The sequence below is a fragment of the Aerococcus agrisoli genome, from assembly GCF_003797145.1.
Classification (GTDB): Bacteria; Bacillota; Bacilli; order Lactobacillales; family Aerococcaceae; genus Aerococcus; species Aerococcus agrisoli.
Window position 1 is genome coordinate 18,455 of record NZ_RKMG01000004.1, and the last position, 24,038, is coordinate 42,492.

General features: G+C 37.9%; 21 protein-coding genes. 17 read left to right on the top strand and 4 right to left on the bottom strand.

Annotated elements, in window-relative coordinates:
- Positions 1-189 precede the first annotated feature (189 nt).
- The 7 genes from glyQ to EF384_RS02050 all read left to right on the top strand — a co-directional run bounded on the left by glyQ (position 190) and on the right by EF384_RS02050 (position 9,294).
- Positions 190-1,116 carry a glycine--tRNA ligase subunit alpha gene (glyQ, locus tag EF384_RS02020; RefSeq protein WP_199445740.1) on the top strand — a complete coding sequence of 309 codons (927 nt, stop codon included), beginning with the start codon at positions 190-192 and terminating at the stop codon, positions 1,114-1,116.
- Positions 1,116-3,194 (top strand): glycine--tRNA ligase subunit beta, encoded by a 2,079-nt coding sequence (gene glyS / locus EF384_RS02025; RefSeq protein ID WP_123779323.1) that lies wholly within the window; start codon positions 1,116-1,118, stop codon positions 3,192-3,194. The genes glyQ and glyS overlap by 1 nt, the downstream gene beginning before the upstream one ends.
- Positions 3,195-3,227: 33 nt before the next feature.
- Positions 3,228-4,553: a GTPase ObgE gene (gene obgE, locus EF384_RS02030; RefSeq protein ID WP_123779324.1), complete on the top strand. Its 1,326-nt coding sequence runs from the start codon at positions 3,228-3,230 to the stop codon at positions 4,551-4,553.
- A 105-nt stretch (positions 4,554-4,658) separates the two neighbouring features.
- On the top strand, positions 4,659-5,579 hold the full coding sequence (gene rnz, locus EF384_RS02035) for a ribonuclease Z (RefSeq protein ID WP_123779325.1): 921 nt from the start codon (positions 4,659-4,661) through the stop codon (positions 5,577-5,579).
- Positions 5,580-5,607: 28 nt separating this feature from the next.
- Positions 5,608-6,405 carry an SDR family NAD(P)-dependent oxidoreductase gene (locus tag EF384_RS02040; protein WP_123779326.1) on the top strand — a complete coding sequence of 266 codons (798 nt, stop codon included), beginning with the start codon at positions 5,608-5,610 and terminating at the stop codon, positions 6,403-6,405.
- Positions 6,406-6,436: 31 nt separating this feature from the next.
- Positions 6,437-8,782, top strand: a complete 2,346-nt coding sequence (recJ, locus tag EF384_RS02045) for a single-stranded-DNA-specific exonuclease RecJ (protein WP_233570009.1) — start codon at positions 6,437-6,439, stop codon at positions 8,780-8,782.
- Positions 8,782-9,294, top strand: coding sequence for an adenine phosphoribosyltransferase (locus EF384_RS02050; RefSeq protein WP_123779327.1), 513 nt, complete (start codon positions 8,782-8,784; stop codon positions 9,292-9,294). Before recJ ends, EF384_RS02050 begins: the two co-directional genes overlap by 1 nt.
- Before the next feature lie 201 nt (positions 9,295-9,495).
- On the opposite strand, the gene lexA is transcribed toward EF384_RS02050, so the two are convergent.
- Positions 9,496-10,107, bottom strand: a complete 612-nt coding sequence (gene lexA / locus EF384_RS02055; protein WP_123779328.1) for a transcriptional repressor LexA — start codon at positions 10,105-10,107, stop codon at positions 9,496-9,498.
- A gap of 192 nt (positions 10,108-10,299) precedes the next feature.
- On the opposite strand from lexA, the gene EF384_RS02060 reads away from it, so the two are divergent.
- The 3 genes from EF384_RS02060 to EF384_RS02070 are packed head-to-tail and all read left to right on the top strand — an operon-like array spanning position 10,300 to position 12,730.
- Positions 10,300-11,223, top strand: coding sequence for a diacylglycerol/lipid kinase family protein (locus EF384_RS02060; protein WP_123779329.1), 924 nt, complete (start codon positions 10,300-10,302; stop codon positions 11,221-11,223).
- Positions 11,224-11,264: 41 nt separating this feature from the next.
- On the top strand, positions 11,265-11,531 hold the full coding sequence (locus tag EF384_RS02065; RefSeq protein ID WP_123779330.1) for a DUF2087 domain-containing protein: 267 nt from the start codon (positions 11,265-11,267) through the stop codon (positions 11,529-11,531).
- A complete protein-coding gene (locus EF384_RS02070; protein WP_123779331.1) occupies positions 11,528-12,730 on the top strand; it encodes an MFS transporter in 1,203 nt (400 codons plus the stop codon). Before EF384_RS02065 ends, EF384_RS02070 begins: the two co-directional genes overlap by 4 nt.
- A gap of 85 nt (positions 12,731-12,815) precedes the next feature.
- On the opposite strand, the gene EF384_RS02075 is transcribed toward EF384_RS02070, so the two are convergent.
- Both EF384_RS02075 and EF384_RS02080 read right to left on the bottom strand, forming a co-directional pair.
- Positions 12,816-13,481, bottom strand: a complete 666-nt coding sequence (locus EF384_RS02075; RefSeq protein ID WP_123779332.1) for an HAD family hydrolase — start codon at positions 13,479-13,481, stop codon at positions 12,816-12,818.
- A 94-nt stretch (positions 13,482-13,575) separates the two neighbouring features.
- Positions 13,576-15,231, bottom strand: a complete 1,656-nt coding sequence (locus EF384_RS02080) for an NFACT RNA binding domain-containing protein (RefSeq protein WP_123779333.1) — start codon at positions 15,229-15,231, stop codon at positions 13,576-13,578.
- 448 nt (positions 15,232-15,679) lie between these two features.
- Between EF384_RS02080 and trpX the strand changes: the two genes are divergently transcribed.
- Genes trpX through EF384_RS02095 form a run of 3 tightly spaced genes read left to right on the top strand, consistent with a single transcriptional unit; the run spans position 15,680 to position 18,446 of the window.
- Positions 15,680-16,747 (top strand): tryptophan ABC transporter substrate-binding protein, encoded by a 1,068-nt coding sequence (trpX, locus tag EF384_RS02085; protein WP_123779334.1) that lies wholly within the window; start codon positions 15,680-15,682, stop codon positions 16,745-16,747.
- Between the two features lie 14 nt (positions 16,748-16,761).
- A complete protein-coding gene (locus EF384_RS02090) occupies positions 16,762-17,652 on the top strand; it encodes an ABC transporter permease (RefSeq protein WP_123779335.1) in 891 nt (296 codons plus the stop codon).
- A complete protein-coding gene (locus EF384_RS02095; RefSeq protein ID WP_123779336.1) occupies positions 17,652-18,446 on the top strand; it encodes an ABC transporter ATP-binding protein in 795 nt (264 codons plus the stop codon). Before EF384_RS02090 ends, EF384_RS02095 begins: the two co-directional genes overlap by 1 nt.
- Positions 18,447-18,516: 70 nt before the next feature.
- On the opposite strand, the gene nrdH is transcribed toward EF384_RS02095, so the two are convergent.
- A complete protein-coding gene (gene nrdH / locus EF384_RS02100; RefSeq protein WP_123779337.1) occupies positions 18,517-18,738 on the bottom strand; it encodes a glutaredoxin-like protein NrdH in 222 nt (73 codons plus the stop codon).
- Between the two features lie 330 nt (positions 18,739-19,068).
- Here nrdH and EF384_RS02105 point away from each other — a divergent pair, with 330 nt between their 5' ends.
- The 4 genes from EF384_RS02105 to EF384_RS02120 all read left to right on the top strand — a co-directional run bounded on the left by EF384_RS02105 (position 19,069) and on the right by EF384_RS02120 (position 23,685).
- Positions 19,069-20,694, top strand: a complete 1,626-nt coding sequence (locus EF384_RS02105) for a peptide ABC transporter substrate-binding protein (protein ID WP_158607399.1) — start codon at positions 19,069-19,071, stop codon at positions 20,692-20,694.
- Positions 20,695-20,849: 155 nt separating this feature from the next.
- A complete protein-coding gene (gene gdhA / locus EF384_RS02110) occupies positions 20,850-22,193 on the top strand; it encodes an NADP-specific glutamate dehydrogenase (protein ID WP_123779339.1) in 1,344 nt (447 codons plus the stop codon).
- 137 nt (positions 22,194-22,330) lie between these two features.
- On the top strand, positions 22,331-23,221 hold the full coding sequence (locus EF384_RS02115; RefSeq protein WP_123779340.1) for an NAD(P)H-hydrate dehydratase: 891 nt from the start codon (positions 22,331-22,333) through the stop codon (positions 23,219-23,221).
- On the top strand, positions 23,218-23,685 hold the full coding sequence (locus EF384_RS02120; RefSeq protein ID WP_123779341.1) for an NUDIX domain-containing protein: 468 nt from the start codon (positions 23,218-23,220) through the stop codon (positions 23,683-23,685). Before EF384_RS02115 ends, EF384_RS02120 begins: the two co-directional genes overlap by 4 nt.
- Positions 23,686-24,038: the final 353 nt, after the last annotated feature.

Below are 24,038 nucleotides of genomic sequence, written 5' to 3' on the forward strand. Positions count from 1 at the left end.
AGCGACTGTGGTCTAGCATTTTGAAGGCATATTGGAGCACTTAACAATAAAGCGCTAGTAGCAAGAGCTGCTAGAAGTAGGGTGGAACCGCGATATTATCGTCCCTATGTGTTTGGTCTTTTTCAAATACATAGGGGCTTTTTCATGCCTATTTGTGTATTTGAGCAAAATTTTATAGAGAATAAGGATGTGAATATTTTGGCAACTACGCACAAAACATTTCAAGAGATTATCTTAACACTTCAAAACTATTGGGCAGAACAAGGTTGTTTAGTTTTAAACGCCTACGACACTGAAAAAGGTGCCGGTACGATGTCACCATATACTTTCTTACGTGCCATTGGTCCAGAACCATGGAACGCATGTTATGTAGAACCATCTCGCCGTCCAGCAGATGGTCGTTACGGTGAAAACCCTAACCGTTTGTACCAACATCACCAATTCCAAGTAGTGATGAAACCAAACCCTGACAACATTCAAGAATTGTATATCGAAAGTTTAAAACAATTGGGTATTGATCCATTGAAACATGATATTCGTTTCGTTGAAGATAACTGGGAAAACCCATCATTAGGTTGTGCCGGTTTAGGTTGGGAAGTTTGGTTAGATGGTATGGAAGTTACCCAGTTCACTTATTTCCAACAAGTAGGTGGTTTGGAATGTAAACCTGTAACATCTGAATTAACATATGGTCTAGAACGTTTAGCATCATACATTCAAGAAGTAGACTCAGTTTACGATATTGAATGGACTGAAGGTGTTAAATATGGTGAAATCTTCGGCCAACCTGAATATGAACATTCAGTATACTCTTTTGAAAAATCAAATGTTGATATGTTATTTGAAGCCTTCAACCAATATGAAGCTGAAGCACTAAAACAAATTGACAACGAATTAGTGCACCCTGCATATGACTACATTTTAAAATGTTCACATACATTTAACTTGTTAGATGCACGTGGTGTCGTATCCGTAACAGACCGTGCAGCCTACTTAGCACGTATTCGTAACATGGCACGCCGTGTTGCCAAAATGTTTGTGAAAAAACGTGCTGACCTTGGTTACCCATTGTTAGACCGTGAAACAGCAGAAGCATTATTGAAGGAGGAAAAATAATGAGCCAACATACATTTTTATTTGAAATTGGTTTAGAAGAAGTACCTGCTCAATATGTACGTGACGCTGTAAACCAATTAGATAGCCTAGTTTCAGCATTCTTGAAAGACAATCGATTAGCATTTGACACCATTGAAACATTTGCGACACCTCGTCGTTTAACTGTACGTGTAAATGGTTTAGCTGAAAAACAAGAAGATTTTTCTGAAGTAGCCAAAGGTCCTGCAAAACGTATTGCACAAGACCAAGAAGGTAACTGGACAAAAGCTGCACAAGGTTTTGCGCGTGGTAAAGGGGCATCTGTTGAAGATATCTACTTTGAAGAAGTGAAAGGTGAAGAATATGTCTTCATTAATATCTCTAACCCGGGTAAAACAGCTCTAGAAGTCCTACCTGAAATTGCATGTGTCATTGAACAAATGTCATTCCCAGTATCTATGCATTGGGGTGCAAATGATGTCAAATACATCCGTCCAATTCACTGGTTAGTTGCTTTATTAGATGAAACAGTTGTACCTGTATCATTCTTAAACATCCAATCAGACCGCATTTCTCGTGGTCACCGCTACTTAGGTTCACAAGCCGTAACGATTGCTTCAGCAACATCTTATGAAGATGATTTAGCAAAAGAATTCGTTGTGGTGAACCAAGATACACGTAAAAACATGATCAAGGACCAAATTGCAGCATTAGCAGCTGAGCACAACTACCAAATCGATATCGACGAAGATTTACTTGAAGAAGTAACCCAAATCGTTGAATATCCAACAGCCTTCATCGGTGACTTTGATGAAAAATACTTGGCCTTACCAGACGAAGTATTAATTACATCAATGAAAAACCACCAACGTTACTTCTACATCAAAGACCAAGAAGGTAAATTATTGCCGCTATTCTTGTCTGTACGTAACGGTAACGGTGAACACCTAGATAACGTGCGTAAAGGGAACCAAAAAGTTCTTACAGCGCGTCTAGAAGATGGTTTCTTCTTTGTTAACGAAGACAAAACAAAATCTATCGAAGACTTCACAGCCCGTTTAGCGAAAGTTACTTTCCATGCCGAAATCGGTTCATTAGCTGAAAAAATGACACGTACAGGTCAAATCGCGGCTTACTTAGAAAATAAATGGTCAGGCCAATTAGCTGGCATCGACCACGCCGACATCGACCGCACTGCCGCAATTTACAAATTCGACTTAATGACAGGTATCGTTGACGAGTTCTCAGAATTGCAAGGTATCATGGGTGAAAAATATGCCCTTGAAGCTGGTGAAACACCAGCAGTAGCTACAGCTATTCGTGAACACTATATGCCAATTTCAGCAGATGGTGACTTACCAACAAGCCCATTAGGGAAATTATTCGCGATTGCAGACAAATTAGATGCAGTAATCTCATTCTTTAATATTGACCGAATCCCTTCTGGTTCTAACGATCCATTCGCTTTACGTCGTCAAACTTCCGGAATTGTGAGAATTCTAATCGAAAATGAATTAACATTAGACTGGAAAACTGATATCATTAATATCTTGCAGTCCGTTTACGGTATTGAAGATCAAGAAAGCTTAGCCAAATTGCAAACTGCTTTGAATCAATTCGTAAATGACCGTTTGAAACCTATTTTTAATGACAATGGTATCCGCTATGATATTGCAGATGCAGTCTTAAATGCGAACAGCTACGATGTCTTGACCAAAGTACAAGCAAGTCAAGTCTTACAAGCAGCTAGCAGCAAAGATAACTTCAAAGCAACAATTGAAGCTTGGAACCGTATCTTAAACTTAGGTGAAAAAGCACGCGAATTAAATGTAGCTGACGTTACAATTGATGAAGCAATTTTCGAAACTGATTCAGAAGCTACTTTATATGAAGCTGCCAAAGGGTTAGAGATGACAAATGACCTTCAATCCAATTATAATCAATTAGAAGCATTGACCCCTGCCATCACAGCATTCTTCGATAACAACATGATTTTCGCTGATGATGAAAACGTTCGTAACAATCGATTGGCCATTTTAAGTTTAATTGCGCAACCGATTTTAATAATTGCAGACACTAATCGCATTAATACAAAATAAATACAAATTTAAAAACGAAAGGAGGGGTAACACATGTCTACATTTTTTGATTATGCAAAAATCTGGGTAAAAGCAGGTAAGGGTGGCGATGGTATGGTTGCCTTTTTACGAGAAAAATATCGACCTGATGGAGGTCCCGCTGGTGGAGATGGTGGTCGCGGAGGCGACATCATCTTTAAAGTGGACGAAGGTCTAAGAACTTTAATGGATTTCCGTTATAATCGTCACTTCAAAGCGAAGCCCGGAGACAATGGTATGTCTAAAGGTATGTATGGTAGAGGGGCACAAGATATGTATGTATCTGTACCACCTGGAACAGTTGTCAAGAACTTTGACACTGGCCAAATTATCGGAGACCTTGTCGAAAATGGGGAAGAACTAGTTGTTGCCCATGGTGGTCGCGGTGGTCGTGGAAACATGAAGTTTGCTACGCACAACAACCCGGCGCCAGAAGTTGCTGAAAACGGAGAACCAGGAGAAGAAATAACTTTACAATTAGAATTGAAATTGATTGCCGATGCCGGCTTAGTTGGTTTCCCTTCAGTTGGTAAATCTACTATTCTATCTGTCGTTACCGCAGCAACACCAAAAATTGCTGATTACCACTTCACAACCATTACCCCTAACTTGGGTGTGGTAAATACCCGTTCAAATGAATCATTTGTACTAGCGGATTTACCAGGTTTAATTGAAGGTGCAGCGGACGGTATTGGACTTGGTTTCCAATTCTTACGCCACGTTGAACGTACAAAGGTAATCCTACATGTTATTGATATGGGTGGTTTTGAAAACCGTGACCCATTTGATGACTATGTAGCTATCAATAAAGAATTAAAGAACTACGATGATCATTTGATGGAACGTCCAACCATTATTGTTGCCAATAAGATGGATATTCCGGAAGCTGAATTATACATCGAAGAATTCAAGGAAAAAATTGCAGCCTACTTTGCTGAAAATTTCCCTGAATTAGAAGTGCCAGAAATTTTCCCAATCTCAGCATATACAAAAGAAGGTTTAGATCCATTAATGGATCGTACAGCTGATCTGATTCGTCAAGAAGAAGAACGTATTGCTGAAGAAGGTAATAAAGCAACTGATGAACAAGTTGTTTATGAAATGCCTCAAGACGAAGAACCACCATTCTATGTTGGTCGTGAGTCAGATGGTACCTTCTACCTATATGGTGAAAAAATTGAGAAAATGTTCAAGATGGCCAATTTGGATTACGACGAATCTGCATTACGTTTTGCCCGCCAATTGAAAAATCTTGGTGTTGACAAAGCTCTATTAGAGCGTGGTGCACAACAAGGCGATATTATCCGAATCGAAGATTACGAATTTGAATTCCAAGAATAGACAATTTCTGTGTATTCACGAGCGTACATTTCACCAATATCTTTTGGAGGAAGGGTACGCTCTTGGTTTTTGATGTCCAACTTTATATAGAAATGAGCGGAAAAAGTGGAATTAACTTTTTTGGGAACTGGTGCCGGTGTACCGAGTAGAAATCGAAACGTCACGAGTATCATGTTAAAATTATTAGATGAAAGTAACGAGATGTGGATGTTTGACTGTGGTGAAGCAACCCAACATCAAATTTTAAAAACAACTTTGAAGCCGCGTAAAGTAAGCAAGGTCTTTATTACGCATTTACACGGGGACCATATTTTTGGTTTACCAGGTTTCTTGTCTAGTCGAAGCCATCAAGGTGGGGATAGCCTATTAACTGTCTATGGACCAAAGGGAATTAAAGAGTATATTCAAAGCTTTTTACGCCTTACTAAGACAACCTTAGGCTATGAGTTACGTATTGTTGAGCTAGACCAAGAAGGTATTGCTTTTCAAACAGACCAATATCAAGTCATTTATCACACCTTAGATCATGCAATCCAATCATATGGATTCCGTATTGTAGAAGCTGATCAAACGGGTGAATTATTGATTGATAAGGCGCGTGAAGATGGTGTGCCAAATGGTCCGCTTCTAGGACAATTGAAAAAAGGTCAAATTGTTACCCTTGAAGACGGTCGTCAATTAAATGGTTTAGACTATATTGGTCCGGATAAAAAAGGCCATATCGTCACCATTCTTGGTGATACCCGTTATAATGAGCATGCAATTACGCTTGCTAAAGATGCGGATGTACTTGTACATGAAGCCACTTTTGCGGCCGGTGAAGAGAAGATGGCTAGAAACTACTTCCATTCAACAGCTAATCAAGCGGGTAAAGTAGCCAAATCTGCTGGGGTTAAGAAATTAGTGATTACACATATTTCTGCCCGTTATGTAGGAAAAGCTGCTAGTCAATTAGAATTAGATGCACAAAAAGTTTTTGCTAATACGCAAATCGTGAAAGATTTTGATTCAATAGCAATTGATTAATGGATTCAACCATATAGGAGTGATTCAAATGTCTCAAACATATACAGTCATTACAGGCGCATCAAGTGGTATCGGACAAGCCTTTGCTTACAAAATGGCTAGTCAGGGTCATGCATTGATAATCAACGGACGAAACAAAGAACGTTTACAAGCAGTAAAAGACCAAGCCTTAGCACTAGGCGCAGACCAAGTTTTAGCGTATAATGCTGATTTGGCTGATGGTGATAAAGCAGAAGCCTTTGCGAAATTTTGTTTTGAACAAGGGGATATCGATCATTTTGTGCATTGTTTAGGCTTCGGTGATTTTTCTTATATTCAAGACCAAAGCTATGCGCAAATTCAAAAATTGACGCATACGAATTTATTGTTAACAATGTTCTTATCCAAACGCTTTGCTGCTGGTATGTTAGGTCAAGCAACTGTGAAAACAAACATTACCTTGATTGCTTCAGTAGCTGGTCTTATACAAACACCGCAATCTGCAGTATATGCGGCTACCAAAGCTGGTGTGCATGCATTTGCCAATGGTTTGCGTCAAGATTTGTGGAATACCAAGATTACTGTGACATGTATTTTACCAGGACCTGTAGACACACCGTTCTTTGATGTAGCCGATAAAGACGGTGCATATTTTGAGAATGTTAAAGCTTTCTCAACAACACCGGAAATCGTTGCAGAAAAAATGGCGAAAGCTATCGAAAAAGATCAGTTAGAGGTTGTTGTGCCGGGATATTATGGTTTGATGAGCCGCGTGCTTGGTTTAGCGCCAACGCTTGGATACCGTTTAATACATTTGGCATATGAAAAGGGTCAATTTAGAGATTAAGATACTTTCTGACTAGAAATGAGGACTTATTTTGTTGCAATCAGTTTATGAATGGATTACGCCTGATCATAGGGATGAGAATGATGCTCAGGTTGAGGTTTTGATTCAGTCGGTTTCTGAGGATTTGTCGCTACCTAAGATGCTTATTCGAGTGGTTTATGATAAAGGGTATCAAACGCGTGAAGCGATGGAAAGTTTTCTGCAAAAAGAAGCGATTTTTCATGATCCTTTCCTATTTCATGATATGGAGAAGGCAGTTCAGCGGTTATCAAGGGCCATTGAGGATTATGAAAATATTCTGATATATGGTGATTATGATGCTGATGGGATTAGCTCAACAACCATCCTCTATGAAACGTTGGAGTCTATGGGGGCTAATGTCCAATTCTATCTGCCAAATCGTTTTGATGATGGCTATGGTCCAAATAAGGATGTGTATGCCTACTACATTAAGCAAGGTGTGCAGTTGATCCTGACGTGCGATAACGGGGTGGCTGGCCATGAGGCGATTGCTTATGCCAAGAGTCAAGGTGTAGATGTCATTGTGACAGATCACCATGAAATTGGTGACAGTTTGCCGGATGCCTATGCCATTGTCCACCCACGTCATCCAGAGGGACATTATCCTTTTGGTGATTTGGCTGGTGCAGGGGTTGCTTTAAAAGTTGCGAGTGCTTTACTTGGTGAAACGCCAACTGATTTGTTGGATGTAGCTGCCATTGGTACAGTGGCTGACCTAGTGTCCTTAACTGGTGAAAATCGCGTGATTGTGTCACTGGGACTTGAGCAAATGCGGCATACGGAACGTTTAGGCTTACAAACCTTTTTTGACAAGGAATCTATTAGTGAGCATCAAATTGATGAGCGAACAATTGGTTTTATCCTTGGCCCACGCCTAAATGCCTTAGGTCGTTTAGGTGATCCAAATCCGGGTGTACGTTTCCTAACATCTTTTGATGATTTGGAAGTTGCAGAATTGGTTGACTTGCTTGATGAACAGAATATTGCGCGTAAGGGAATTGTTGAGGATATTGCTACTGAAGCATTTGCTTTGGTCGATGCCGAGTCTTCCCTACCAAATATCATCATTTTAGGTCGCCCCGGTTGGCACGAAGGTGTCCTGGGCATTGTAGCGAGTCGGCTGGTTGAAAAATATCACCGACCAACAATCATGTTGGGATATAATCCTGAAACAGCAAGTTACAAAGGGTCTGGCCGATCTGTTGAAGGTGTTGATTTGTTCAAAGTTTTACAGGCGGGTAAAGCATTCGCCCAAAAATTTGGGGGACATGAAATGGCTGCCGGTATGACGGTAAGCGAAGCGAATTTTGACGCTTGGCGTCAGGCACTGGTTGACGAAATGGTTCAATATGCACCAATTTTAAACCGTAAAACGCCATTACACATTGATTCTGAAATTGATTTATCTGCAATTACACTGGAAAATGTGCAAGCATTAGCACCCTTAAAACCATTTGGTACGGATAACCAACAACCCTTATTTTTATTGAAGAATTTACCAATTCAACAAATCCAAGTGATCGGCAAAAATAAGGACACCATGAAATTAACGATTGCTGAAGGGGATATCAAGGCATCAATGATTGCCTTTAAATCAGCTGAAACGGCTGAAAAATTGACAACCAATGCACCCGTTGATGTGGTCGTAACGTTATCAATTAACAGTTGGAATGGTAGTCAAGAACCACAAGCCATCATTCAAGATATCCGACAAGATGGACCGAGTGTCTTTGATATGCGGGGAATGAAAGAACGCGATCAAATCATGTCCGTACAGAATGCCCTATATCTTTTTGAGGAAAATTTGTATTTTAATCATTTTGCGGAGTTGGTACCATATAATAGTCTTGGATTAAAAACGGCTGATATACCCGATTTATTAGCGGGTAAAGAAATTGGCTTTGTGCCAGAATCAATTGTGATTTTTGATATACCGTTAGATATACCGAGCGTAAAAACATTAGTCGCTCATTTTGACGTGAAGAATGTTTATGTCTATGCATATTCAGCGAAGAATGCCTTCATGGTTGGGAAACCGACTAGGGAAGATTTTGCCGCTGTTTATAAGTACATGCTTGGTCATGGCGCTATCCCACTAAAAGGGAAAGAGCAAGCCTTAGCTGATTATTTCAAAATGCCAAAGCTTAGATTAGACGTTATCGTTGAAGTAATGATTGAAGCTGGTTTAGTGCAGTGGCATAAGAATGACCTAGTGACAATACCAGTCACCGAAAAGGTTGATTTATTGAAAACAAATACAATGGAAAAATGGCATCTACGCATCGAAGGCGAACGCTTTTTACGATATAATGATGTTGAGAAAATTAAAGATTACTTTTTCACAGGAGGAAAATAATGGATTTTAAACAATATGTAGCAGACGTACCTGATTTCCCAGAGGAAGGTATTTTATTTAGAGATATCACACCTTTAATGAGCAATGGACCAGCTTTCCACGCTGCTATTGATGAAATTGTTGCGTTTGCACGCGAAAAAGAAGTAGATGTTGTTGTTGGACCAGAAGCACGTGGTTTTATCGTGGGTTGTCCAGTTGCTTACGAATTGGACAAAGGTTTTGTACCAGCACGTAAAAAAGGTAAATTACCTCGTGAAATCGAATCAATCGATTACGGTTTGGAATATGGTCATTCAACGCTACAAATCCATAAAGATGCCATCAAACCTGGCGACAAAGTCCTAATTGTAGACGACTTGTTAGCTACTGGTGGTACAATCGAAGCTTGTGTTTCATTAGTGAAACAATTAGGTGGGGATGTTGTAGGTGCTGCATTCATTATCGAATTAGATGAATTTGCTGCAAGAGATAAAATTGCAGATACTGAAATCTTCTCATTAATGCATTATTAATATATACAAATGCGATAGTCATCTGTTTAGTCAAGGTGACTATCTGTAAACGAGGCTGGGACAATTGTCCTTGTCTCGTTTTTTTGGTTCTATAATAAATAGTGTTGGTGAGATTCAATTGAGTCTCATCGGCACTATTTTTGTGTACGCAAAAAAGGTTGAGCGCGAGCTCAACCTTTTGTTTTGAAAATCGTATGAATATTAATACGTATGCTCACGATATAAACTGATTACTTTACCTAAGATTTGGACATCAGGTAAAATAATTGGTTCCAGGGTGTCATTTTCGGGTTGTAAACGAATATGACCTTTTTCTTTGAAGAATCGTTTACATGTTGCTTCGCCTTCTTCTGTCATAGCGATAACAATGTCCCCATTTTTGGCTGTAGCTTCTTGACGTACAATTACGTAGTCACCATCTAAAATGCCTGCTTGGATCATGGAATCTCCGCGAATTCTCAACATAAATAAAGTCTCAGATTGATTCTTCAACATTGGTGGAACCGGGAAATAATCTTCGATATCTTCCACAGCAGTAATCGGTTGACCGGCTGTAACGGTACCAATCATTGGAATACCATGGACATTTACACCTAAAAGATCAAGACCTTTATCGGTGATTTCCATTGCTCTAGGTTTGGTTGCATTTCTTAATAAGTAGCCATTTTTTTCAAGTTGTGATAAATGTCCGTGAACAGTCGATGTTGAAGAGAGGTTAACGGCTTCACAAATTTCACGAACAGTAGGTGGAAACCCTTGGCTTTGAATGTTTGAATAAATAAACTGTAAAATTTGTAATTGGCGTTCTTTCATTAGCTTTGCTCCTTTGTTGGATGTGAAATCTAACTTTGCGCTGTATTTTTAATAAGTATAGCACATACGTTCGGTATACACAAACATACATTCGATAAGGAAAGTATTTGCCTTTTAGATAGGTAAATTCCTTTTATTTGCCTAAATTTTGTTATAATGAAAATTAATAAGAACAGGAAATTAGGTGGAAATATGTCAAATCGCGGGTATTTATTTATTTTTAACCAAGCTGCCGGTAAACGCAAGAAAAATGATATCAGTCAGATGATCATTAAAGAAGCTGAGCACAATGGCATTCACAAAGAAAATCTCTTCCTCGTCTATTCAACATCAATTCAATCGAGTCAATTCCTGATTGAACGTTTTGCTGATCGTTATACCGATGGGGTGGTCATCGCATGTGGTGGTGACGGCACGGTCTTATCTATTGGTAATTTAGTCATGAATACCTCACTCATTTTCGCCATCCTTCCTTTGGGCACTGGAAACGATTTGTATAGTGGTTTATATGGAAAAAGAACGATACCAGATCAATTACGTCATATTTTTGCTGGCGCGACTGCAGCGACTGATGCAATCTTCATCCCAGAAATAGACCAGTATGTCTTAAACATCGCAAGCGTAGGTTTGGATGCTTCCGTTGTAGAAGCTGCAAACAGTTTTAAGGATAAGGTGAAATTGTTTCAAAAGTATGCTTATATGGTATCCATTCCCAACGCCTTGAAGGGTGGAACTGCTTTTCATATTGATATCAAAGCAAAATTTGGTCAAGAAGTGCTTATGGTGGAACCTAGTCCTTATATTCTAGCGGCTATTTGTAACGGCACCATGTATGGTGGTGGTTTCAAGGTAAATCCAAACGGAGAAATTGATGACGGCATTTTAGAATTAGTTTATGCTGACCATTTACCGACACGAAAAATTTTGCCATTAATCATGAAATTCTTTTCTGGTAATCATGAAAATGTGGATGCGATTCACCATTTGTCTTGTGACTGGGTCCATTACGCGAGTAAAGATGGGTCAGATATGGTTGTAAACTGTGATGGTGAAATTTATCATTTACCCGCTTTTACAGCGCAAGTGAAAAAACATGCATATAGAAGGATTGTATAAATATATAGATAAGTTTTTGCTTTTTTGTAGGAGGTAGAAATTTGGACATAATCAATAATTATATAGATCAGCAGGGGAAAATTAACATCATACCGAGAAAACAAAAGGGTAAAATTGTTGTGTTCGAATATATGATGGCGTATATCTCCCAAAATGGTACACATTTCACAGAAAAAGAATTAAATGACACTATTCAGGAAATTTACACCGATTTTGCAACGATGCGACGATATCTCATCGACTATCAATATTTGGAAAGAGACCCTTATGGCAAGTGCTATGCGGTTATCGAGCGTAAAGAATCATGAAAAAAGAATTTATAAAATACTACTGGCTTGTGTTTAATGCTGTGTTAATTACCGCTTTTTTTAATCCAATATTATATTTATTTTTACTACGTACCTATACAATGAGTATAATTGGACTATATTTATCCATATTTTGGTTTACTTCATTTCTTACTGAAATCATGTGTGGTGCCATCACCGATAGGATTGGTGAAAAATATGCCCTTATTTTAAGTGGTATTTTTAGAATATTAGGTCTAATATTCTTGATACAAGGGAATATAGGTCTTCTATATTTATCCGCAGTATGTTCAGGGATAAGTGAGTCTTTTTATTCGGGTTCTTTATCAAGTTGGATTATTAATAGGGCAAATTTATTAAAAATAGACATGAACACGGAAAAACTATTTTCTAGGGCATCATTAATAGGGCTTTGTACTTCACTAGTTGTGGGCTCATTGTCCATTTACTATCTCTACCCATTTTCCACTCAACTGCCTTTTTATTTAAGTATTTTTGCGACATTAATCTTTATCGTTTCCGCCTTCAGTTTGAATGGACGACATCAAATGGAAACAAGCGATATGAAAACCTTTGTTAAAAAAACCTATAAGGAAACCATCAATACCTTTAAGCAATTATTCAGTGTAAAAACTGGTTTTCTCATGATGTGTTTTCTTTTACTACCAGAGATTTTAGATGTAGGGCCATCAAACCAATGGCAGGCAGTATTTTCCAGTATCGAAAACAATCAGAATGTGCTGTCAGTGTTGTGGATTGTGATTACAGTCAGTGGTTTATTTGGAAGTCTTATCTCTAGTAAAGTATTGAGAAAGGCAAAAGATATAGATGCTTTCTCAATACTGATTACGATTGATTGTATCTTAATTCTAATAATTTGCCTTGTTCCTGCTATTTGGATCAAAGTGTTGTCTTTTGGTCTGCATGTCATGATGAACACAATTACCAATATTAAGGCAGATGTCATCTTGCACGCTAACATTGTCAAATCCGATGCCGGAAGAAATACAACAGTTTCCACCTATTACAGTTTTCAATCTGTCTTCATATCATTCATGTTGGTAATAAATGGTTTTTCTTCTGAAAAGCTAGGTATCATTGAAACCTGGATAGTTACTTTAGTTGTCGTATTTTTCCTATTAATTATATTGCGCTTTTACTTAGACAGGCAAAAACAATTTTATCATGATGAAATTTAACCCATCTAATATACAAGTTAGTTTGAAAAAAATAGTTAATAAAAAACCACAGCTTCATCAATTTGATGAAGCTGTGGTTTTTGTGTTAATCGAAATAAGCTAGGGCATCTTCTAAAGTATCTAAGACGGCGATGATTTTATCATTTTTCGCGATATCTTCATCAGGAATAGGTTCTTCAGGTACCAGTAAAATATCAATATGGGCATTTTTCCCAGCTGTTGCACCTGTTAAACTATCTTCAAAAATGATTGCTTGTTCTGCTGGAACTTGAGCCAATTTCAGTGCTTTAAGATAAATATCGGGCGCTGGTTTTAAATTTTCTACATGGTCGCCCATGATGATTTGGTCAAAATATTTAGCAAGATCGTGTTTAGCCAGAATGAGCTGCCCGCGATTTGATGGTGTATTTGAGGCTAAAATAAGTTGGATATCAGGTTTCGCCTGTAGGTATGCGAGTAACTCCTTGGCATAGGGGAGCAAAGGTACATGGCCTACATTTAATTCATCGATGAAGTATTGATCACGCACAGCTTTTACTTGTTGAGTGAGTGACCAGTCATTAACATAACGATTGATAGTAGCCAGGTTACTTGCACTAGAAGCGCCACGCATATAAAAAAGCTCCTCTGACGGCACTAAATGATCAAGGCCAAGGGATTTCAAAGCATATTGCCAACCGCTGGCATATACATGCTCAGATGAAACTAAAATGCCATCCATATCAAATATTGCTAATCGTTTTTCTTTCAATCTTCAGGCCAACTTTCTGTTTTTAAATTTTAAATAAAAAACCAGCTTGTGGCATAAATGCTAGAACAAGCTGGCATGTAAAAGTGATTCTTGCCTATTTTGGTGTTACAAACACGGTTTTTTGTTCGAAATAATTGACGAATCCAGGTTTGCCACCATTTGGTTTCTTCACATGTTTTACTTGAGTGTAATCTACCGGTACATTTGAAGCGTGTCTATATTTAGAATAAGCAGCGGCTAATTCAGCGGCTTCAACGATTTCTTCATCCGTAGGGTTACTGGTTTCAAGTATGACGTGTGAGCCCGGAATATCTTTGGTATGGAACCAATAATGATCTTTATGGGCCGTACGCATGGTTAATTGGTCATTTTGTTTATTGTTACGACCAACTAATATACGATTGCCCGCTGATGATTCAAATTCACGTGGTTTTGCAGAATCATTTTTTGAACGTTTTTTATTGTCTTGTTTTTGTTTGCGAATATAACCTTGTTCAACCAATTCATCACGAATGTCTGCCAATTCATTAGGTTCAGCCATCTCAATTTGTGTTTGTACGGATTCTAAATATTGAATTTCGTTTTCTGCATCCAACTTTTGTTTTTCAATATGGTCGATAGCAGCGCGTAATTTATTATATTTATGATAGTACTTTTGCATATTTTGTGATGGTGTTAAAGAAGGGTCTAAGCTAATCGTAATTGGTTCATCATTATCATAATAATTATTCAAGGTGACTTCATTTTGACCTTTTTCTATTTGATAAAGGAAGGTTGTTAATAATTCACCTTTTAATCTGAAGGTATCTGCCTTGCTTGATTTCACTAAATCTTGATTTAGATTATCTAAACGTTTATGTTGATGGGTTAGATTTTTTTCGACAACTTGAATAATTGCATTACCGACTTGGCGCACATAATCATGCTTGCTCTTTTCAACGTAATAAGTGGTTAATAAAACACTTAGGCTTTCGAAGTGTGTTTGTTCACCAGCTACACTTTGATAGGGGAAAGCAAAGAATGCTTGTTTCTCACCATCTTGAACCATGGTCGGATTTGGTTGATCAAAACCTTTGGTGAAGTTTTGAATCACTTGATAAGGTTTCAAATCAGAATGTTCAATTAAGTATGCTAACTCAACTGCCGAATCCTTCCCTAATCCCATTAATTGGCTTTGTAAGAATTTTGGTGTCATCAAGGATTTATCTGATTCAAAATTCTCCCCAATTTTAAATGGGTTAATTTGGTTTTGATGGGGTGGTAATTGATAAGTTGCCCCAGGTAATATGGTCCGGAATGTATTTTGATACATAGGGACATGTTTGATGGCATCAATAATTTTTGCATCTTGATCCAACAAGAAAATATTTGAATGGCGACCCATAATTTCAACAACTAACTGTTGTTTACTTTCGTCCCCTAATTCATCGCGTCGAATTAAGTGAAAGATAATGATACGGTCATTATCGTACTGTTCAATATTTTCAATAATGTTACCTTCAACATACTTGCGCAATACCATTGTAAAGTTTGGTGGTGTCTCAGGATTATTGTAAACTTGCTCAGTTACTTGTAGACGCCCAAAGTTTGGATGGGCTGAAATTAATAATTTGTGATTTTTACGATTCGCTCTAATTGTGAGTACCAATTCCATGTCGTAAGGTTGCTGTACTTTGTGGATACGGCCACCTTGAAATTGTGTATTGAGTTCTTGAATCATTGCATGGGTAAACATACCGTCAAAAGACATGTTAGCACCACCTTCCTAACTTTATATTATAGGGGTTTTCTCTCATTTAAGCAAAAATAGTGGTTGACGAGGCTGAGGGCCGTAGCAAAAGGGCAGTTTTGGCTTAAATGAAAAAATGTTATATTTGGGCTTGTCATTTTTCTCATGATTTGTTAATATTTATATATAGAATAATGAATCAATTGAAGGGAGTAACTCAAATGTTTTCTGTAACACGTACAATGAAATATTGGCAAAGCCACATGAATTAGTTGTATCTGCCTTCGTGCGCATAGATACAACTTCAGTTTTCTGGACTGTATCTATGTGGTGAAACATATTTGAGTACTTCAAAATAAACGCCCACATAGACATGATAGTGATTTTTAGGATCATTTATGTGGGATGTCAACGTCCTACAGTCTAAGATGGGGCGTTTTTTTATTGCATTAATATTAGGAGGAATAACATGAAGAAGATTTCAGGATTAGGGGCATTATTGGTTATTGCGTTATTTGCAGTTTATCTAGCAATGCCATCATTGATTGCACGCCGCGATGCGGAAAACACAGAGAGTGAAACGGTTAGCGAATCAAATTTAGTCGAAACAGATGAAGATATCTTAATTGGTCTATTACAATTTATTCAACATCCTTCATTAGACTTAATTAATGAAGGGATTTATGATGGTTTAGCTGAACGAGGTTACGTAGATGGTGAAAATATTACGATTGATTATCAAAACGGCCAAGGGAATCAGTCAGACTTAGCCATGATTGCAGACTCATTTATCGCTGAGGATGCGGATATTTTGGTTGGGATTGCGACTCCAGCGGCACAAGCATTGGCGAATGCAGCCAACGGTGACCGTCCTGTAATTTTATCAGCGGTATCTAACCCCGTTGGTGCGGGCTTTGTAGCTTCTGATGAAGAGCCGGGTGCTAATATCACGGGTGTAACAGATTTAGCGCCAGTTGATAAGCAATTTGATTTGATGCAAACCTTATTACCGGATGTACAAAAGGTAGGAATCATTTATAACTCATCAGAAACAAACGTAGCACAAACGGTTGAGGCGGCGAAAGCAGAAGCTGAAGCACGTGACTTAGAAGTTGTTGAATTAACGATTACTTCAACCAATGATTTAGCTTCAGTTGCAGAGCAATTAGCTGGTCAAGTAGATGCTATCTTCGTACCAAATGACAACACAATTGCCAGTGCCATGGATACGTTAATCCAAGTAACGGATGCACATCAAATTCCAGTTATCCCAGTAGTAGATGCGATGGTTGCTGATGGTGGGTTAGCTACAGTTGGTATTAACCAATATCAATTTGGTATTGAAACAGCAAAAATTATTGCAGATGTCATTGAAGGTGCTGACACAGCAACTTACCCAATTATCTACAATGAAGCAACCGATACATTCGTGAACACAGAAAAAGCTGCTGAATTAGGTATCGAAATTCCGCAAGAAATTTTAGATGCTGCAATCGATGTGAATAGTGATGAATACGCTGAATTAGTTGGCGCATAAGGAGGGAAGATTTTATGGAAATGATTATTAGTGCGATTTCGCAAGGGACAATCTGGGCTGTCATGGGCTTGGGTATCTATATTACATTTAGAATTTTAAATGCACCTGATATGACGACAGAAGGATCTTTCGTTCTAGGTGCTGCTATGGGTGCGCAAATGTTATCCTTTGGTATTGACCCTTTTACCAGTTTATTACTTGCTTTCTTAGCCGGAATGGCAGCAGGGGCAATTACAGGATTCTTAGTAACTCGCTTGAACATTAATCCATTATTGTCTGGGATTATTACCATGACAGGGATTTATTCAATCAACTTGAAAGTCATGGGTAAGGCAAATATGTCTTTATCAGGCTTGGATACCTTGAAAACAAGCATTGCAGGATTAGGTCTACCGCGAAATGTTGATACAATCCTAATTGGTTTTATCGTTGTTGCTGTGATTACATTACTGTTAACTTACTTCTTTAAAACGGAGATGGGCCAAGCTTTAATCGCTACAGGTGATAACATTCAAATGGCCAAATCTTTAGGGATTCAAACTGGCGAAATGAAAATGTTAGGTTATATGTTAGCAAATGGTTTAATTGCTATTTCTGGTTACATTGTCGCTACTGATAATGGTTATGCAGATATCCAAATGGGTGTAGGTACAGTGGTAATTGGTTTAGCTTCTATTATCATCGGTGAAGTATTATTTAGAAATGTGAAGTTAGGTGTACGTTTTATCACAATCTTAGCGGGTTCTATCATTTACCGTTTACTGTTAACAATCGTTTTAATGTTAAACTTCGATGCTAACGATTTCCGTTTATTCTCAGCGGTGATTGTCGCAATCTGTTTATCTATTCCAACAATTCAAAATAAATTAGCTGATTACCGTGAATACAGAAAGGTGGCTAAATAATGACTTCATTATTAGAGATTTCGCAAGCAAGTAAGATTTTTAACAAACGCACACCGGATGCCTTTGCGGCCTTAGATGATTTATCTCTGACAGTTGAAAAAGGCGATTTTATCACGATTGTCGGTGGTAATGGGGCAGGTAAATCAACCCTATTAAATGCGATTGCAGGTACCTTTTTACTGGATTCAGGTAGCATTCAATTAAACGGTCAAGATATTACACGTACGGCTGAAGAAGATCGTGCAAAATTAGTATCACGTGTTTTCCAAGATCCTAGCATGGGGACTGCACCACGTATGACAGTTGAAGAAAACTTATCTTTAGCCATGAAACGTGGTCAAAAACGTGGATTTGGTTTAGCTTTAAAAGATGGCAATCGTCAATTGTTCCAAGAGGCTTTAAGCCAGTTGCATCTTGGTTTGGAAAATAGATTGGATGCTGAGATTGGTTTACTATCAGGGGGGCAAAGACAGGCAATTGCATTGTTGATGGCAACGATTGTGAAACCAGAAATTTTACTCCTAGATGAGCATACAGCTGCGCTTGATGCAAAGACTTCAAAACGCATTCTAGAAATTTCATCAGAACAAGTAGATGAGCACAATTTAACGGCTTTAATGATTACCCATAACTTACAAGATGCACTAATTTATGGTAATCGCATGATTTTATTACACCATGGTAAAATTATCCGTGATTTCTCAAAAGCGGAAAAAGATGCGCTAACAGCTGCTGATTTATACCAATTGATGGCTGATTTAGCTGAATCAGATTATCAAGATACAGCAATCTAATAACCGCCAAAGAAAAATCCCCTTCAGGTTCACTCATTATTGAATGACCTGAAGGGGATTATTTTTTTTATTATGCTAATTTAGCTAAACGATCTGGTTGGAAGCCATAGAAAGCTTCTTGATCTTCAGCTACGATAACTGGTACAGCTTGGAAGCCCATGTCTTTTACTTTTGCTAAAGCTTCAGCAGATTCAGTTACATCGATTGTTTGGAATTCAATTTCTTTTTCAGTTAAATATTTTTTAGTGAAGTTGCATTGCATGCAATTCGGTTTTGTATATACGGTTACCATTTTCATCCTCCTAAATTACCAACATGTAGTAATATTTATGTTTGTTACCACAATATATAGGGTATTTTTCAAACAGTCAAGGAGTTGCCTCTAATTTGCCAAGAGAAATTTTGATGAACATCTGAGAACCCTTGTAGGCCAAATACTTTGCTAGGTGAAAAATATTTTGGTCTGATGTAAAAGTGCAAATTTAGTTTTTTGTACCTTTCATTTTTAAAAATGTACTTTTGCTATAATAAAAGTCATAATACGGGCAGAAAATTGTTAGGGTTCAGGGTAAAAAGGTATAATGACATGAAACGTAAAAATTTTCAAGGAGGAAATCAAGTAATGAAGAAATTTGGCTTGGGTTTGGGTATCAGTTTGGCATCGGCAGTGGTATTAGCAGCCTGTGCAAGTGATCAGTCGGCAGAAGAAAAAATCATTAATGTTCAAAGTACAGATGAGATTCAATCAGTCGATACAGCATTTTCAGCTTCAAATATCGCAACAATCACTGCGAATATGAATTTTTATAATGGTCTATATACTTATGACATGGACAATCAGTTAGTGGCAGCAGATGCGGAAGCATTGCCGGAAGTATCAGAAGATGGCAAGGTTTATACCATTAAAATAAAGGCAGATGCAAAATGGTCCAATGGTGATCCAGTAACCGCAAATGATTATGTCTATGCTTGGCGTCGCATGGTGGATCCGGAACTGGCAGCACCCTATGCCTACATGTTTGATGGCATTATTGAAAATGCAACGGCAATTTTAGCAGGGGAAAAAGCCCTGGAGGAGTTAGGTGTGCGCGCAATTGATGACCAAACATTGGAAGTCACGCTTGCAAATCCAACTTCTTATTTTGCAGATTTACTAACTGTGCCAGCATATTATCCTCAGAACCAAGCAGTTGTTGAGGCTGCTGGTGATCAATATGGCGCTACAAGTGAAGATGCTGTATATAATGGACCATTTGAATTAACCAATTGGGACGCAGCAAGTGGAAACACATGGACATTTACTAAGAATGAAGATTATTGGGATGCGGAAAATGTGGCAGTGGATACCGTAAACTTCCAATATTTACCAGAAACAGCAACTGCTTTAAATTTATACGATTCTGATGAATTAGGTGTCATTGAATTAACAGGTAGTTTTGCTGTTCAAAATAAAGAAAATCCAGATTATCAAACATATCCAATTCCAAGAACGAATTACATTGAAATCAATCATGAAAGTGAAGGATTGGATAACGTAAATATCCGGAAAGCAATGTATCAAGCAATCGATCGTGAATCCTTTGTTGACAATATTTTACAAAATGGTTCGATCGCAACAAATGGTTTTGTGTCACGTGAAGTGGCATGGAATCCAGAAACAAAGGCAGACTTTAGAGATGATGCACAAATAGCTCTGGATTATGACTTAGAAGCCGCACAAGCTGCGTGGGAGACTGGTTTAGCAGAAGCTGGTCTAGATACCTTAAGTTTAAATATGGTGGCGGCAGACGACGAGGAGAGCCAAATTTTCGCGGAATATGTACAATCTCAATTAACTGAAAATTTACCAGGATTAGAAGTCACAATTAATACCATGCCTTCGTCTGCACGTTTTGCTGCCCTAAAAGAGGGGAATTATGATTTAGGTATAACCTTCTGGCAAGCAGACTTTGGTGATCCTATTAACTATTTAGAACGTTTTGATTCAGAAATTACACGTGGTAATTATCAATTTGAAGACATCGATACCTTAGTCGCATTAAGCCGGGAACAAGCAAATGATCCGCAAGCACGTTGGGCCACATTGATTGAAATTGAAAGATTAGGATTAGATGAATATGCTGTTCAAATTCCAGTTTACCAATCCTATCAAGCAATCTTGCAAAAACCTGAAATAACAGATATTAATCGTCCAGGTCAGTCTTATGTCAACTATCGTTGGGCAAAAGTAAGCAATTCAGCAGAATAATGCCAAAAACCTCACAATTTATGTGAGGTTTTTCTTAAGTTTTTTAAATTTGTTATCAAATCTCACAAAAAAACTTTGCATATTTGTATTTTTTGGATATAATATAACTGTTCTCATTATATTATAATAATTAAGGACGGAAAGTAGGAATATACATGAACGCACAAGAATATATTAAGACTACTCAAGAAAAATGGCATACACAATATGCTGCTGAACCAGAATTTCTTCAAGTATTGGACGAATTCGTGGAATCAGTTGCACCTGTATTCGAAGAACATCCAGAATTTGTAGAAAAGAACTTATTACAAATCTTGGCTATTCCAGAAAGAATTATTTCTTTCCGTGTGCCATGGACAGATGATGAAGGTAATTTCCGTGTAAATACTGGTTACCGTGTTCAATTCAGCTCTGCGCTTGGACCTTACAAAGGTGGTCTTCGTTTCCATCCTACAGTTAACCAAAGTATCCTTAAATTCTTAGGTTTTGAACAAATCTTCAAAAACTCACTTACTGGCCAACCAATCGGTGGTGGTAAAGGTGGTTCTGACTTTGATCCAAAAGGTAAGTCAGATAATGAAATTATGCGATTTGCTCAAAGCTTCATGACTGAATTACAAAAATTCATTGGTCCTGATTTAGACGTTCCAGCTGGTGACATCGGTGTTGGTGGACGTGAAATTGGTTTCTTATTTGGCCAATACAAAAAAATTCGCGGTTTTGAAAACGGCGTTTTAACTGGTAAACCATTATCTTACGGTGGATCATTAGCTCGTACAGAAGCTACTGGTTACGGTGCTGTATACTTCATCAACGAAATGTTGAAAACAAAAGGTGAAGATATTGCTGGTAAACGTGCAATCATCTCTGGTGCAGGTAACGTTGCAATCTATGCAGCTGAAAAATTACAACAATTAGGTGCTACTGCAATTTCTGTATCTGATTCAACTGGTTACATCATTGATGAAACTGGTATTGATGTTGCATTATTGAAAGATGTTAAAGAAGTTCGTCGTGAACGTTTAACAGCTTATGCTGAAGCTAAAGAAACAGCAACTTACTATGAAGGTTCAGTTTGGGATCACGACATTCAAGCAGACTTAGCAATTCCAGCTGCGACTCAAAATGAAGTGAAATTACCTCAAGCAGAACAATTAATCAAAAATGGTGTGAAATTCATTTCTGAAGGTGCAAACATGCCTTTAGATGCACCTGCTACTGAAAAATTATTAGCTGCTGATGTTTACATCGGCCCTGCAAAAGCAGCAAATGCCGGTGGTGTAGCTGTATCTGCTCTAGAAATGGCGCAAAACAGCCAACGTCAAAGCTGGTCATTTGAAGAAGTTGACGGTATGTTACAAGATATTATGAAAGATATCTACAACAATGCTGAAACTGCTGCACGTGAATACGGTAAAGAAGGCAACCTAATTGCTGGTGCTAACATTGCTGGTTTCAAAAAAGTTGCGGATGCAATGGTATCTCAAGGTTTAGTTTAATCTTAAGGCAATACAATCTTCTCAATTCAACCTGGGGCAGTGATGCTCCAGGTTTTTTGTTGTTCGATAAGAAGCACTTCTATTCATTTGGGCTTATACAATGAAAGTGCTAAAATAAATGAAAAGGGGTGTCTAATATGGTCTTGAAAACGATGAATATTGATTTACCATATGCGGCGCAATTGATTCCAGATCGAGCTAGTGATGCTTATAAAAATCAATTTGGCCATATACTTATTATTGCCGGTAATAGGGAAATGGGTGGCGCTGGACAAATGGCGGCCCTTGCAGCCGTGCATGCAGGTGCTGGTCTAACGACAATTGCTACTGATCCAATAAATATTGCTGCCATACATAGTGTGTTACCTGAGGTAATGATTTGTGATTGGATGGATGAAGGTAAATTAATTCAAGCAATTATGAAAGCAAATATTATTCTAATTGGTCCCGGTATGGGTCTAGAAAATCCAGTTCAGTGGCACATATTAAAGCAAACTTTATCAGAAGTAGATCAACAAAAAACGGTTGTGATTGATGGAGATGCATTAACTTATCTCTCTCAAGAAATAATTGCAGATTCTCCATTTATTCAATTTATGAAAAATACGGTACATGATTTTGTATTAACACCTCACCGAGGAGAGTGGGCTAGGTTAACCGTGAAGAAGATTAATCCGGATGATGATGTTGCTGTACAAAATTGGGGGAATCATTACGGTGTCTATCTTGTGCTAAAAGGTGCACCTACACGCATATTTCAACCAGGAAGTGATACCGTCAAGGTCAATATTCAAGGTAATCCAGGTATGTCAATAGGTGGCATGGGCGACACGCTAGCGGGTATGGTAGCAGGTTTGTTAGGGCAGATAAAAGAGATTGCTAAAGGTTTAGAATTAGCTGTTTTCTTACATACTTTTATCGCTGATGACATATATGCAAATGAATATATTGTCATACCAAGTGATATATCAAAATTAATACCGGCAACTATGAAAAATTTACAAAGAAATCGAGGAAACAATCATTGAGCGAAGAGAAACACTATGCAAACCCTTCAGCAGGAATCCTGTTGTTAACACGTGAAAACAACGAAGGCAAACAAATACTTTTGCAATATCGAGGAAATACTAAAATGTTACCGAATGTATGGGATTGTATCTCGGGACATGTTGAGCAAAACGAAAGTGTAAGACAAGCGATTGTGCGTGAAGCTATGGAAGAACTTGGTATCACAGTATTAGCAGATGATTTAGCCTTTGTTGGGGTGACGCATTTGCAATTGGATGCATCGACTACATACTACAATTTCTTTTTTACCACCGATGTGTTTAAGGGCACACCTGAAATTTTAGAACCACAAAAACATGATGATTTAGCCTGGTTTTATATTGACGAGTTGCCGAACATGGCGGATCAAATGGCAGACAATCGTTTAGATGCCATTATGCACTTGGAATCAGGTGTATTTTATCGAGAAGTAAATTTTTCATAATGAAATATAGAAGAGACAGGGATTGAATTTATATTAAATTGCCGCGAACAATTCGTTAAAAGAGTTGTTCGTGTTTTTTTGTTGTAAACAAAAACTGATTATTTATTTTCACATCCTTTGAATTTATGTTCAAACTGCAACCTTTTACTCAGCTCAAAATGGTTTGCTTCACACTACTTGTTTTACGGTACTATTCTTCTACTGATTGAGGGATGAATGCTTTTTCTCCCATTCTCTTTTTCCTTTTTCTGCTGTATGGGCTTGCATCAATGATACATGTTTAGTAAAATTGCAAATGATTTGATTGAAATTGGTTGCTTTTGGTAGTTTTTGCGTGTATAATTTGAAATGCG